Raw genomic sequence first — 14,459 nt, forward strand, 5'->3', positions numbered from 1 at the left:
CTTAATTATATCTTTCTCCAAGTTTTTTAAAGACCGGTTTTTCATAGGTTCTTTTTGTTTTACGAAAATTTGTATGATGGGCCGAATCCACTTCAGAGATTCCAGTATATGCCTGCAAAATTGCTTTTGCTGCATTGAGCGAAAGGGCTGCCTTTGGATTTCTTACACTTCCATCCAGCTTGCCTAAATGGGGAAGGTTTAGAAAGTCTGTTTTTGTTGGAGGAATATGGAAGGTGTAACTGCCACACTCTACAAGTACATCGGACTGTTGCTGGCTGTTTTTAGGGCGATCAGAAAAATGGAGTCCTACCTTTTTTGCTTTGCCTTCTTTAATCAATTTATTTAAGGTTTCTTGTTTTAACCGGTATAAGAATTTGGGATTAGGTGCTGTTTTAGCATGCCGATTCACAATAAAGACTGCTTGAGCGAGGTTTTCAATAGTTAGGTTTGTTTTTTGGGGGTTTTTTTGATCGGAATTCAAAATATGGTGTACTCCTTTCTATTTATTAGAACACTTATAGTATACCTTTTTTTAAGTAAAAATAGAATGACAAAATGGTTCTTTCTATTTATAGTTAAATTGGATGTTTTGTTAAAATAATCATAGTTTTTACTAAATTACTTTATTTTAATTAAATTCATTGTAAAATAGAAATAATAAATTGTAAAAACATTATTGTGCAATATGGGAAATTTTTTACCTGAAGGATGATGAAATGAGTCACTTCAATCGTTTTTTATTGGAAGAAATGGAAGAAGGAAAAGCTGGGGGAAAAATACAGAAAATCATTTTTAATATTATTTTTCAACATGTTCAAGACATGGTTTTTGTCATGAAGGTGGAAGAAGGCCCTAAATTTCGTTATTTATTTGTAAATGAATCAGCCATGAGGAAAGCCAAACTACCCATTGAGGCAATTGGTAAAACACTGTATGAAGTGTTGCCGCCTGATTCTGCCAAGAACATTCAGCATAATTATGAACTGTTATTGAAAAAGAATGAAATATTCACATATGAAGATCATTTTTATGCAGATGGGAATGTTGAAGTTTATGGAGAAACGATTTTAACTCCAATATACAATGAGGATCACTCCATTATTTATATCGTTGCGGTGACAAGAGACATTACAGAATGGTACAAAGAAAAGAAAAATATAATTGAAAGTCAGCAGCGGTACCGATCTATAGTTGACCATAATTTAGATGCCATATTTACGGTTAGCCCTGAAGGGAAAATAATTGAAGCTAATCCAGCTGCGGGTCTTCTTACTGGATATGCAGAAAAACAAATGACAAATCGCTCCATTTATAACATGATATACGATCCAGATATTGAAAAATTTAAAAATATTTTAGAATTGACCTTTTCAGGGCGTGCACTTGAATCTTTAGATTGCAAAATTATTCATAATAAAGGTCATTTGTTAATTGTACATATAAAAACAGTACCAATTGTTGTAAATGGAGAAATTATTGGAATTTATGTTCTGTTTAGAGACTTGACAGAGCAGGCTAAAAATATGGATATGGTTAAATTTATGGCATTTCATGACCAATTAACCGGACTTTTAAACAGAAGGGCTTTGCTTGAGCATTTGAATGAACAGCTTTTTTTGCATGAGAATGATCAACAACAATTTGCGTTATTATCAATTGATTTGGATCGATTTAAGTATTTGAATGATACAGTGGGTCATTTAGCCGGCGATGAAATTTTGAAAAGGGTTGCAGAAAGATTAACACAGTTTCAAAATGAACATTGCACTATTTATCGGGTAGGCGGTGATGAATTTAATATTCTTCTCCTTCAAGCTGACAGACAGACTGCGAGCACATTTGTTGGGAAAGTTTTTTCTGCCTTCTCGAAATCGTTTTATTTAAATTCAAAAGAATATTATATTTCTCCAAGTATAGGAATCAGCATGTTTCCGCAAGATGGAACGGATCCTGAAACGCTGATTAAGAATGCTGATGAAGCATTATTCCGAGTGAAACAAAGAGGGAAAGCGCATTATCAATTCTATCGGTCTGAAATGAACTCTGCTTTTACGAATATTGTTACGTTAGATACGCATCTAAGGAAAGCAATTGACAAAAACGAGCTTCATTTGTTCTATCAGCCGCAAATTGATTTAGCAACAGGAAAGGCGAAAAGCTTTGAAGCATTGCTGCGCTGGGAGAATTCCGAATATGGCAATATTCCTCCTAGTATGTTTATACCACTTGCAGAAGATACTGGTTTAATCATTCCAATAGGATATTGGGTCATAGAAACTGCATGCCGGCAAATTCAAAACTGGAATAGTAAAGGATTTCATGATATTCGAGTTGCTGTTAATATTTCACCTAAGCAATTTTTGCAGCCGAATCTTGTACCGTTTATTCAGAAGATGCTTGATAAATATCAAATTAGTTCTTCATCTTTAGAGATTGAAATAACTGAAGGGGCTATTAGTGATACAAAAGAAACTACTCCTATTCTCAATAATTTAACGGAACTAGGATTATACATATCAGTGGATGATTTTGGGACAGGTTATTCTTCATTAAATTATTTAAAACAATTTCCTATTAATGGATTAAAGATCGATAAATCCTTTATTCGCGACATTTTAATTGATGAAAAAGCCGCAGCAATTACGACCACGATTATACATCTGGGGAAAAGTTTAGGGATGGATGTCATCGCTGAAGGGGTCGAAAGTAAACAACAGGCCGAGTTTCTGATAAGGGCACGATGCCACAAAATCCAGGGATATTATTATTCAAAGCCTATTCCAGCCGCTGAATTAGAACAAAAATTTTTAACGAATAATACATAAAAAAATCCTTATCTTTTATAAGGATTTTTTTATGTACCTGTTTTCAGTGTAAAAACGGTCAGTTCAGGTTTCACCATAAAGCGAAATGGCAGCCTTGTTGTCCCGATCCCTCTGTTTACATAAAGATTTAACGGGTTTTCACCAATTAAATAATGCCCTTCTTGATAAATTCGCGCAAAAGGAGGGATGACTAATGCTCCGAAAAAAGGGATTTTTACTTGACCCCCGTGACTATGTCCGCTAAGCTGCCAATGAATAGGATATTTCGCAGCTTCCTCTGCAAGATCAGGTGCATGTGATAGGAGAATGGTAAAATGGTTTTGAGGTACCTTTTTTAATGAGACAGGTATATCTGGTTTGCCTAACATCGCATCATCAATCCCAGCTAAATAAATTCTATTTGCGCCCTTATAAGAGATGGGAATGGACCTGTTTAATAGAATAGTAAAATCAGCGGTTTCCATTATATTTCGATAAATTTCCGTTCCATAACCGCCGTGATCGTGATTACCATAAATACAATACTTCCCTAAAGGAGCTCGCAATCTTTGTAAATGAGGGACAATTTGATTGATTTTTGGATATTTGTTGGGTTCATCCATCAAATCACCTGTAAAAAAAATAAGATCGGGTTTTAACGAATTAATTTTGTTAATTAAATTTCCAAATTGGTTAAGATTGTAATGAAAACCAAGGTGAGTGTCACTGAATTGAATGATTTTAACACCATCAAATGCTTTCGGAATTAAAGGATGCCTGATTTCGCGTTCGCTAGTTTCGAGTAATACTGGTTCGATTTTATTGGCATAAAACAGGCCTGCTGAACCTAAGCCGAGAATGGTTAAAAATGACCCAAGGGCTTGTTTTAAAAACGTTCTCCTTTTAATTGTTTTTGGCATTTTTTCTACCAGCCTCTACTTTATTTTCTATCTTATTATATTCAAGAGTCCAATTGTATTTTCGTTAAAAATAATTTTGATTGCAAGAGAAAATTGAATGGTAAATTGGATTTCTTGTTTTGTGCAGCAAAGAACGGGAAGATAAAAGGTGGCGTATGGTATAATAAGTAAAACTATTTGGAGGTACTTAAATGGACGCATTGGAAATTCTTTCAAATCTCGATCAAGTTTTTCCTTATTTCCAGCCAATTTTTAGTGCCGATGAACAAAGAATTATTGCCTATGAGGTATTGGGAAGATATAAATCGGAGGAACAAATCATTAGTTTAGGGAGTTTCTTTCAGGACAATGAAATTCCCGATGAATATAAATATGAAGTGGATTTGTTAATCGTTAGAAAAGCTCTTGAGAAGGCAGCTAAACTTGAAGAGGATATATGTATATTTTTAAATAGAAATGCGGATCTGCTAATGTATGGAAGCGGAGAGCCTTTCTTGCAGGAACTTCTTGAGTTTGAGAAAAACGGCTTCAGCTTAAGGCGAATTGTTCTCGAAATATCTGACCATCAATATGATGGCGATTTGGATCAGTTTGATCACCTCTTGCAATATTATCGGACATATGGAATTAAAATTGCTATTGCCAGTATGAATCGGGAATCACACTATATTGATCGTATTGGTCAATTGAAGCCGGATATTATTAAAATTAATTTAGAAGCATTAAAATCAACAGCAACAGGAACAAATTTTAATGATGTTCTCTACACATTATCCTTATTGGCTAGGAAAATTGGGGCCATGTTATTATTCGAAAATATCGAGATGAGTTATCAGCTCCAGTTTGCCTGGAAGAATGGCGGGCGTTACTATCAGGGTTATTATTTACACCCTCCTTCAGTGGAATTTCTTTCTCGTGATTTATTAAAATCAAGGTTAAAAGAAAAATTTCATGATTTTATTTCGTATGAAAAAAGAAAACTGGAAGCTGTTTATGTAACAACTGAATATTTTCAAGCCCAGGTTCAGGAAGTGTCAGCTAAAAATAAAAAGGTTAGTTATGTAGAACTTTTTCAAGCTTTGGCGAAAGAAATGGAAGGTATTGCTTTCCGAATGTACATTTGTGATGAGGATGGATTTCAAAAATCAGCCAATATGTTTAAGGGAGCAGAGGGCTGGTATTTACAAATGGAATATTTGAACAAAAACTGGAGCTGGAGACCGTATTTTCTCGAAAATATTATTAAAATGAGAAATGAACGGAAAGGGATTTTGTCAGATTTATACTGTGATATCGAAACGGGAGAAACCATTCGCACTTTTTCATACCCAATCAGCGGCAGTGATTATTTGTTTATCGATATTTCCTACCAATACTTATATGAACATGAACAATTACTATAGCCTTCCGAATCTTTGGAGGCTATATTTTTTTCTTTTTATGTATATCAAAGCATATTGTTGATAATTCGACTAGTTGAATGGTAGGGAAATAACGCTCTGTTTTATGCGGGCTTAAAAAAAAATTAACCTTTTTTTCATTTTTACTTGGACAAATAGTGACCATTATTTTATTCTTTTAATATTGGCATATTTTATATGGGGTTAGATTTATAATTTTCCTTAAGGATAGAAAAATGTCAATTGAGAAACCTATAAGCAGATAGCTTGTTTGTGTTTGAAAGGAGAAGAAGCCAATGTCACAGCTTCAAGGGATATTAACAAGATTAAAAAATCTACAGGAACAATCCGTAAGCGGAGAACCTGCTCAACGTTATTTTGAGGTAAATGGCGAAAGAAAATGCCAAGTAACCTTCCACCCTAAAACGGAAACGTTTGAATTAGAAGTATACAATGAGAAAGAAAAGCCAAAACGTTATCAATTTGACAATATCGACATGATTACAATTGAAATTTTCGATCTTATTCAATAGGAACCTTTACTGGTTCCTTTTTTCAAGGGATCGTGCATGAAAATTTATACAGACGTCCGAAAACTATGATAGAATAAATTTTGTAGAAAATCGTTCACAAGGAGTTTTCGGCGATGATTAATCTTCCCAGCGGGGAATTCTTAGAATTAACAATAAAAGAATTAATGATTCCATCTGAAAGGGTAGCTCACGTTCAGATGGGGAATAGTCTTGAACATGCATTGCTCGTTCTGACCAAAAGCGGATATACAGCTATTCCTGTTTTAGATCCGCACTATAAGCTGCATGGATTAATTAGTACCCCCATTATTATGGATTCTATTCTCGGACTTGAAAGAATTGAGTTTGAACAGCTTGAAAAAAAGCATGTGGAAGAAGTAATGAAAAAATCCATTCCAAGGGTAAAGATTTCTGCATCAATCACAGCCTGCCTTGAATTATTGGTTAATCACCCGTTTCTTTGTGTAGAAACTGAAGATGAATTCTTTGCAGGAATTCTGCCTAGAAGTACGGTTTTGAATCAAATTAACAAGATTGTAAAAAGATTTAAAAAAAATGAAAAATAAAAATCCAGCTCCCCAATTATAGGGAGCTGAATTTTTGTTGAAAATGGCTGTTTGGAGGTGTGAATGACTATGTCCTCCTTATCGGAGTTTCACTTTTTATCAGTTCTTGCACAGGAAATGAATATGCGAAAAGCATCTGAACGTCTTTTTGTTTCACAGCCTGCTCTTTCACAGCGCTTACAGACAATTGAGAAGGAATGGGGAACAAAATTATTTATCCGTTCGCAAAAAGGCTTGTCGTTAACGCCAGCAGGCGAACAGGTAATAGGTTTTGTAAATGAAGTATTAATCAAACAGGAAAAGGTCCGGGAGGCCATCTATTCTCTTAAAACAGGGGTTTCCGGAACGTTAAAAATTGCCGTCGCTTCCATTGTAGGCCAAAACTGGCTCCCGCAGGTGTTAAAGAAATTTATTGATAAATACCCCCAGGTTAAACTTTCCTTAGTAACTGGCTGGAGCAGTGATATATTAAGATCATTATACGATGATCAAGTCCATGTAGGGATCATCCGTGGAACACCTGAATGGAAGGGAGTTAAGATCCATCTGTTTCACGACCCTCTCTATTTGGTGGATAGAGAGATTACCAGCCCTGAACAAGTTTTAGCGACAGATCGCCCTTTTATTCAATTTAAAAGTGATTCTAATTACTACCAACAAATTCAAGATTGGTGGATGCGGAATTTTAAAACTTCCCCTAAACGGACTGTAGTTGTCGATCAAATTGAAACTTGCAAGCAAATGGCGTTTAATGGTATTGGATATGCCATCCTACCTAAGATTACGTTGACAAAACAAGGAAAGGATATATTTAAAATACCATTGCTTGATGAAAAAAATGAACCGTTACAAAGAGATACATGGCTATTAGGATATGATGCTGCTTTTCAATTAAAGCAAGTTCAGGCTTTCGTTGATTTAGTTAAGGAACACATCTCAGAAACGGAGTAAGTAAAGGTTTTTTCTTGTCTTCATTGCTTTTGTCTGTTAAAGTATTTTTTAGTATGAAAATAGGGGTGTTTACGTATGAAAATGATGGATGCACATGAAATTATTTCTTTTATTCAAAACAGTAAAAAATCTACTCCTGTAAAGGTCTATCTAAAAGGAGAATTAGAAGGAATTGACTTTGGAAGTGAGTCGAAAACATTTATTAACGGAGAGTCCGGGGTAGTTTTCGGTGAATGGGAGTACATAAAAACAGTATTGGAAGCAAATAAAGAAAAGATTGCCGATTATGTAATCGAAGATGATCGACGTAATTCAGCGATTCCGTTATTAGATATCAAAAATATTAATGCACGTATTGAGCCTGGAGTGGTTATTCGCGATCAAGTGGAAATCGGCGATAATGCTGTCATTATGATGGGATCTGTTATTAATATCGGCGCTGTCATTGGTGAGAAAACAATGATCGACATGGGGGTTGTTCTTGGCGGAAGAGCAACTGTCGGTAAGAATTGTCACATTGGTGCTGGTACAGTATTGGCTGGTGTTATTGAACCACCATCCGCAAAACCAGTTATCATTGAGGATGAGGTATTAATCGGCGCTAATGCAGTCGTATTGGAAGGTGTCACAGTTGGTAAAGGCGCTGTAGTCGCTGCAGGTGCTGTGGTTACTAAGGATGTAGAACCATACACAGTGGTTGCAGGAACTCCTGCTAAAAAAATCAAAGATATCGACGAAAAAACAAAATCAAAAACAGAAATCATGCAAGAATTACGTCAGCTATAAAACCATTTTTAAGCGTGGAGCAATCCACGCTTTTCATATAAAAAGGAGAGCATATTGTATGAATTCATTAATCAACATCCGTCGAGACCTTCATCAAATTCCAGAATTGGGCTTTCAAGAATTTAAGACACAAGCCTATTTATTAGCTTACATAGAGTCACTTCCTCAGAAACGAATATCCATCAAAAAATGGCGAACAGGCCTGCTTGTAAAAGTTGCCGGTTTAAATCCTCAAAAAACGATTGGTTATAGGACTGATATTGATGGTCTGCCAATTACTGAAGAAACCCAATTATCTTTTTCTTCTGTTCATGAAAGGCAAATGCACGCATGCGGGCACGATTTTCATATGACCATTGCCCTTGGGATCCTGACTCATTTTGTCCATAATCCAATACAGGATGATTTATTATTTATTTTCCAGCCTGCAGAAGAAGGACCAGGCGGTGCAGAACCAATGCTGCAATCACTAGAAATGCAGCATTGGATGCCGGATATGATTTTTGCGTTGCATATCGCACCAGAATACCCAGTGGGAACAATTGCGGTTAAAGAGGGACTATTATTTGCTAATACCTCGGAGCTGTTCATCGATTTAAAAGGAAAAGGAGGCCACGCTGCCTACCCGCACCAGACAAATGATATGGTAATTGCGGCTTGTTCACTAGTAACTCAGTTGCAAACAATTGTATCAAGAAATATAAATCCACTAGACAGTGCCGTTATCACGATTGGAAAAATAACTGGTGGAACCGTTCAAAATATTATTGCCGAAACAGCAAGACTGGAAGGGACCATACGGACATTATCACCGGACGTAATGAACAAAGTAAAACATCGAATTGAAGCGATTGTTAAGGGCATTGAAGCGGGATATGAGTGTGAAGCTTCTATTGATTATGGTTCGATGTATCATCAAGTCTATAATTCAGAAGAACTGACAAAAGAATTTATGGAATTTGTTGATCAGGACTCCAACGTTCAACTAGTAGTGTGTAAAGAGGCGATGACTGGTGAAGATTTTGGTTATATGGTTAAAGAAATTCCAGGGTTTATGTTTTGGCTTGGTGTGGATTCTCCTTTTGGCCTGCATCATGCCAAATTAATGCCGAATGAAGCTGCAATTGAGGTAGCTATAGGGGTCATGATCAAATTTTTAACTCTTAAAGGAAATCAAAATTAAGAATCGTTTTATTTTGTCCTATTGGTTAATTATGCTAAAATAATGGGGGATCATATTGATAATTGAAAATCGTTTATTCTTTTATGAACAGGGTAAACTTATTAAAGGGAAATAAGTTTAATTATAATTAGTACTTATTTATACTAATTATAATTAAATATTGACTCTCAATTATCAAGTATCCTATAATAAAAAATGTCAATTAGGTTGTAAGTAGATTTGTAAAAACTACTTTTAATTAATGATTTGGAGGGATTTGAATGCCAGAACGTATGGTAGGTAAACAAGCTCCACGCTTTGCTATGGACGCAGTAATGCCAAATAAAGAATTTGGTAAAGTAAGTCTTGAAGAAAACATGAAAAACGATAAATGGACAGTATTGTTCTTCTATCCAATGGACTTTACTTTCGTTTGTCCCACAGAAATCATTGCGATTTCTGAGCGTTATGATGAGTTTGAAGATTTAGATGCAGAAGTAATCGGTGTTTCTACTGATACTATCCATACTCACCTAGCTTGGATTAAAACGGACCGCAAGGATAACGGCCTTGGTGACTTGAAATATCCATTAGCTGCTGATACAAATCATGTTGTATCTCGTGAATATGGCGTCTTAATCGAAGAAGAAGGGATCGCTCTTCGTGGTCTTTTCATCATCAATCCTGAAGGTGAATTAATGTACTCTGTTGTTCACCACAACAATATTGGCCGTGAAGTTGATGAAGTATTGCGTGTGCTTCAAGCATTACAAACTGGCGGTTTATGCCCAGCTAACTGGAAGCCTGGACAAGCTACATTAAACGTTTAATTTTGCTGAATTCAGATAGACCTAACCCATAAAGTGTTAGGTCTTTTTTTCAAGGAGGAATATAGATGAAATTACGTGAACCAATGCCGGAATTAACGGGTGCAACAGAATGGTTAAATGGACAGGTTTCAAAAGATGAATTAGTGGGGAATAAACCAACACTCATCCATTTTTGGTCGATTAGCTGTCATTTATGTAAAGAAGCAATGCCGCAGGTAAACCAATTCCGTGATCAATATAAAGATAAATTAAATGTAGTGGCAGTACACATGCCAAGATCGGAAAATGATTTAAATATTGAAGAAATTAAACAAGTGGCAGCTGAGCATGAAATTACACAGCCTATATTTGTTGACAGCGAACATAAATTAACAAATGCATTTGAAAACCAATATGTTCCTGCTTATTATGTGTTTGATAAAGAAGGAAAACTTCGCCACTTCCAAGCAGGGGGAAGCGGGATGAAAATGCTTGAAAAGCGTGTTAACCGTGTGTTGGACGAAATGGAAAAAGCGGAATAACACTGACCGCCAATCGTCCTTAATAAAAAAATAAAAAAGAGAAGCATTTTTTGCTTCTCTTTTTTATTATACCTACACTTCCATGATGATTGGTAAAATCATCGGTTTCCGTTTTGTTTTTTCATATAGGAATGGTGCCAATGTGTCCGTAATTTCATTTTTTATTTCTGACCATTGACTTGTTTTTCGTTCCATTACTTTATTCAAATGTTTTGTAATCAGATTTTGGGCATCACTGATTAAATCACCTGATTCCCGCATATAGACAAATCCCCGCGAAATAATATCTGGACCGGAGGCAATCTTAAATTCTTTCATGTTAATGCTGACAACAACCACGACGAGGCCTTCTTCAGAGAGAATTCTCCGGTCGCGTAATACAATATTTCCGATATCACCTACACCGCTGCCATCAATATATACGGATCCAGAAGGAATTTTTCCGGCAACCTGTGCTGTATTTTCGGAGAGAGCTAAAACCTCTCCATTATCCATGATAAAACAATTTTCCTCTTCTACACCACAATCTACTGCCAGCCGGGCATGCATCTTTTGCATCCGAAATTCACCGTGGATAGGCATGAAGAATTTTGGTTTAATGAGTCGGAGCATCAACTTTTGTTCTTCCTGTCCGCCGTGCCCAGAGGTATGAACGTTCGTTAATTTTCCGTGGATGACTTCTGCGCCTGCTTTAAACAGCATATTAATAGTTCTTGAAACGCTGATTGTGTTACCTGGAATAGGAGAAGAAGAAAATACAACCGTGTCGCCAGGTATAATTTGAATTTGTCTATGTGTACCATTCGCAATTCTTGATAATGCAGCCATTGGTTCGCCTTGGCTTCCAGTACATAAAATAGTTACCTTGTCTGCTGGAAGGCGATTAATTTGACTTGCCTCAACGAATGTATCTTTTGGTGCATTGATATATCCTAAATCTAGACCAATATTTATGGCAGCTTCCATACTGCGGCCAAAAACAGCAACTTTTCTTCCATTCGCAACAGCAGCCTCTGTGACCTGTTGAAGTCTGTAAATATTTGAGGCAAATGTAGCAAAAATAATGCGGCCTTCAACTTTCCGGAAAATATCATGAATACTCTCGCCTACACGTCTTTCCGACATAGTGAACTCAGGAATCTCACTGTTGGTGCTATCAGAAAGTAAGCAAAGTACTCCTTCTTTTCCGATTTCAGCCATTTTGGTCAAGTTAGCTGGTTCACCAACTGGTGTAAAGTCAAATTTAAAATCTCCGGTATGGACGATTTGACCTGGAGGCGTTTTTACGACAATTCCATAGGAATCTGGAATACTGTGAGTAGTCCGGAAAAACGAAACGGATGTTTTTCGGAATTTGATGACATCGTCTTCTTTAATCTCGATCAGTTTTGCGTTCCTTAATAGTCCGTGTTCCTCTAATTTATTTTTAATAAGTCCTAAGGCAAGTTTTCCGCCATATATCGGAATGTTTACTTCCCTTAGTAGGTAAGGGATTCCTCCGATGTGGTCTTCATGCCCATGGGTAACAAAAAGGCCTTTTATTTTTTCTTCGTTTTTAACTAAATAAGTATAATCAGGAATAACATAATCAATTCCTAATAGTTCATCTTCAGGGAATTTTATTCCGGCATCGATAAGAATAATCTCATCTTGGAATTGCACCCCGTATGTGTTTTTGCCAATTTCGCCTAAACCTCCTAAGGCAAAAACAGCAGTTTGATCGTTTTTCACAAATTTCATAAATTATCAAATCTCCAATACTTTAAAGTCTTCGTTTTGTTGTTCGTATTCTAAATAGGCTCCTTTAACTTCTTGAACAAATTCAATATTATAGCCGCGATCTGCGATTCTAGAGAGTACATCTCGTAACGATTCCGCTTCAATAAATACAGTTTTTGTTTTCTCCCGAACTGGGACTTCTTTGATGCTCTCCTGAAAATATACTTTAAATATCATTCCAAATTCGCTCCTTACTCAATCATGACTTGTTTTATTATATAAAAGATTTTCATCTTTTTCATTTATTTTCTTTAACATTCTCTGGAGGAACGTGAAAACTTTGTCAAAGGCTCTGTAAAATTGCCCTTAATATTTCCGCCCAATCAATAAAGTAAGTTAAGTTCGCCTTGTCAAAAAAAGAATCACTGTTAACCAATTTACAATAACGAAGGAGCCCTTCGCAAGTTTGAAGGGCTCAAGAAATGTTTTAGGCAATAGATTTTTTACGTAATAAATCCTTCCACTGTTTTAAAAGCTTCTTTCTCAGCTTCTTTAACATAGTGGATCATCTCCTTAGTTTTATTTTAAACCATCCTTGTCCAATGTAAAGCAGCATTAGCCAATAATTGAAATTTTTTTACAGAATCATTTTCTTACTATATATTGTATGATGAAAAAGCGGAATTTTTCATGGTTAAACATGGAATTACAAAGTCTTAAATTATTTTTAATAAAATAAACTTTATCGCTGCTATCTTGGTTATTAATTTTCACACCCATCAATAGGTTTAGAAAATCAACAACCTCCTTTTACACACAAAAAAAGAGAACACCGGTCGAAGTTTTTTGACCGGTGTTTTTTCATCTTTCAATGGCAATTGCGCCTTCAATTGCTTTATGTGGGTTATTTTTGTCAATATGATCATAAAACATGACCCCGTTAAGATGGTCTATTTCATGCTGAAAGCAAATGGCAGGCAGTCCTTTTAAGCGTAGCTTTACCTCTTCGCCATCAAGATTTGTACCTTTTATCGTCACTCTTGCATAGCGGGGAACAAAGCCTTCAATCGATTCATCCACGGACAAACAGCCTTCACCAGTTGTTAAATAAGACATTTCAACAGAATGGCTGACAATTCTCGGGTTAAATAATGCATGACTTAGAAGAGCACCTTTATCATCTGTTAAATGAACAGCGATCATTCTTTTTGATACATTAATTTGCGGGGCTGCTAGACCTATTCCAGGGCGTAATCCATATTTTTTTGCAATTTCAGGGTTTTGACTATTGATAAGATACTCTAAAAGACTGGATAGAGTTTTTTTATCTTCTTCTGATGGCGGTAGGGCAACCTCTGCTGCTACGTTTCTTAGGGTTGGATGGCCATCGCGAATAATATCATCCATTGTGATCATGAACTTTCACTCCTGTGCTTAAATAATTCACCAATAGTCTATCAAACAATCTCATAAATGTTAACAATAGTTCAGGTTTAATCTTTGCTTTAAGTACTTAATATTGTCATTTCGAGAAAGGACAGATATAGTAAGAGGTGGATTGGATAGGAGGATCAAAAGGGTGTTACAAATAAGTAAAACTCGGGTTATTTTAATAATAATGGTTCTGATTTTGTTTCTTACTGGATGTGGAAATAAGCAAAAACCAATTGACAACTTGTATACGGCACTAGAACAAGTTGCGGTTAAAGAAAAAGTTTTTGAAGAACAGCAGAAACCCATAACTGAATTGGAAAAGAAAGAAAAAAGCCTTTATGATCAAATCATTAAATTAGGTGTAAAAGACTATAGCCAAATTGTTATATTGTCTGATGAAGCCATTGCATCTGCCGACAAAAGAGAAATGTATTTAGAGAAAGAAACGAACAGCATAAAGGAATCAGAGAAGGAATTTCAAAAACTGCCTGAAATCAATAAAGGATTGGAAGATCCTTCTATAAGACAGTTGAGCGAGGAACTTTACCATATCATGATCCAAAGATATAATGCCCATGATGAACTCGTAAAGGAGTATACATTAGCCATCCAATATGACAAACAATTATATGGAATGTTTAAAAATAAAAACCTGCCCCTTAACCAATTGGAAGTTCAAGTAAATAAAATTAATGAAGAGTATAAAAAGGTTTCTGCAGCAAATGAAACGTTTAATAAGCTTACTGAACAATATAATGCAAAGAAGGTTGAACTTTATAAAAAAGCAGGTTTAGATACGAAATAGGAATATCTTCACTGAAAAATCGGCTGGC

At 35.8% G+C, this 14,459-nt stretch carries 15 protein-coding genes; 10 read left to right on the top strand and 5 right to left on the bottom strand.

Annotation, left to right across the window (positions count from 1 at the left end; genetic code table 11):
* Position 1: 1 nt before the first annotated feature.
* On the bottom strand, positions 2–481 hold the full coding sequence (locus tag HPT25_RS15175) for a YkyB family protein (RefSeq protein WP_173065760.1): 480 nt from the start codon (positions 479–481) through the stop codon (positions 2–4).
* A gap of 235 nt (positions 482–716) precedes the next feature.
* Between HPT25_RS15175 and HPT25_RS15180 the strand changes: the two genes are divergently transcribed.
* Positions 717–2,825: a sensor domain-containing protein gene (locus HPT25_RS15180; RefSeq protein WP_217269721.1), complete on the top strand. Its 2,109-nt coding sequence runs from the start codon at positions 717–719 to the stop codon at positions 2,823–2,825.
* A gap of 29 nt (positions 2,826–2,854) precedes the next feature.
* On the opposite strand, the gene HPT25_RS15185 is transcribed toward HPT25_RS15180, so the two are convergent.
* Positions 2,855–3,724, bottom strand: a complete 870-nt coding sequence (locus HPT25_RS15185) for a metallophosphoesterase (protein ID WP_173065763.1) — start codon at positions 3,722–3,724, stop codon at positions 2,855–2,857.
* Between the two features lie 191 nt (positions 3,725–3,915).
* Between HPT25_RS15185 and HPT25_RS15190 the strand changes: the two genes are divergently transcribed.
* From HPT25_RS15190 to HPT25_RS15225, 8 genes are all read left to right on the top strand, one after another.
* Entirely contained in the window at positions 3,916–5,127 is a 1,212-nt protein-coding gene (locus tag HPT25_RS15190) for an EAL domain-containing protein (RefSeq protein ID WP_173065766.1), read from the top strand.
* Between the two features lie 293 nt (positions 5,128–5,420).
* Positions 5,421–5,657, top strand: coding sequence for a YkuJ family protein (locus HPT25_RS15195; RefSeq protein ID WP_173065769.1), 237 nt, complete (start codon positions 5,421–5,423; stop codon positions 5,655–5,657).
* A gap of 113 nt (positions 5,658–5,770) precedes the next feature.
* Positions 5,771–6,223 carry a cyclic-di-AMP-binding protein CbpB gene (cbpB, locus tag HPT25_RS15200; protein WP_173065772.1) on the top strand — a complete coding sequence of 151 codons (453 nt, stop codon included), beginning with the start codon at positions 5,771–5,773 and terminating at the stop codon, positions 6,221–6,223.
* A gap of 69 nt (positions 6,224–6,292) precedes the next feature.
* The gene (gene ccpC / locus HPT25_RS15205; protein ID WP_173071167.1) at positions 6,293–7,174 is read left to right on the top strand and encodes a transcriptional regulator CcpC; all 882 of its coding nucleotides are present in this window, start codon (positions 6,293–6,295) and stop codon (positions 7,172–7,174) included.
* 75 nt (positions 7,175–7,249) lie between these two features.
* Positions 7,250–7,960, top strand: coding sequence for a 2,3,4,5-tetrahydropyridine-2,6-dicarboxylate N-acetyltransferase (gene dapD / locus HPT25_RS15210; protein ID WP_173065775.1), 711 nt, complete (start codon positions 7,250–7,252; stop codon positions 7,958–7,960).
* A gap of 58 nt (positions 7,961–8,018) precedes the next feature.
* Positions 8,019–9,143 carry an N-acetyldiaminopimelate deacetylase gene (locus HPT25_RS15215; RefSeq protein WP_173065778.1) on the top strand — a complete coding sequence of 375 codons (1,125 nt, stop codon included), beginning with the start codon at positions 8,019–8,021 and terminating at the stop codon, positions 9,141–9,143.
* Between the two features lie 260 nt (positions 9,144–9,403).
* On the top strand, positions 9,404–9,952 hold the full coding sequence (locus tag HPT25_RS15220) for a peroxiredoxin (protein WP_173065781.1): 549 nt from the start codon (positions 9,404–9,406) through the stop codon (positions 9,950–9,952).
* Positions 9,953–10,017: 65 nt separating this feature from the next.
* Positions 10,018–10,473 carry a TlpA family protein disulfide reductase gene (locus HPT25_RS15225; RefSeq protein ID WP_173065784.1) on the top strand — a complete coding sequence of 152 codons (456 nt, stop codon included), beginning with the start codon at positions 10,018–10,020 and terminating at the stop codon, positions 10,471–10,473.
* A 72-nt stretch (positions 10,474–10,545) separates the two neighbouring features.
* On the opposite strand, the gene rnjA is transcribed toward HPT25_RS15225, so the two are convergent.
* The 3 genes from rnjA to def form a co-directional block, all read right to left on the bottom strand.
* Complete coding sequence (rnjA, locus tag HPT25_RS15230) at positions 10,546–12,213, bottom strand: ribonuclease J1 (RefSeq protein ID WP_173065788.1); 1,668 nt, start codon at positions 12,211–12,213, stop codon at positions 10,546–10,548.
* A 6-nt stretch (positions 12,214–12,219) separates the two neighbouring features.
* Positions 12,220–12,429: a DNA-dependent RNA polymerase subunit epsilon gene (locus HPT25_RS15235; protein ID WP_173065791.1), complete on the bottom strand. Its 210-nt coding sequence runs from the start codon at positions 12,427–12,429 to the stop codon at positions 12,220–12,222.
* Positions 12,430–13,053: 624 nt separating this feature from the next.
* Entirely contained in the window at positions 13,054–13,608 is a 555-nt protein-coding gene (def, locus tag HPT25_RS15240) for a peptide deformylase (protein ID WP_173065794.1), read from the bottom strand.
* A 163-nt stretch (positions 13,609–13,771) separates the two neighbouring features.
* On the opposite strand from def, the gene HPT25_RS15245 reads away from it, so the two are divergent.
* Positions 13,772–14,431, top strand: coding sequence for a YkyA family protein (locus HPT25_RS15245; RefSeq protein ID WP_312857293.1), 660 nt, complete (start codon positions 13,772–13,774; stop codon positions 14,429–14,431).
* The last annotated feature ends 28 nt before the right edge of the window (positions 14,432–14,459 follow it).

This window comes from Neobacillus endophyticus (assembly GCF_013248975.1).
Taxonomy (GTDB): domain Bacteria; phylum Bacillota; class Bacilli; order Bacillales; family Cytobacillaceae; genus Neobacillus; species Neobacillus endophyticus.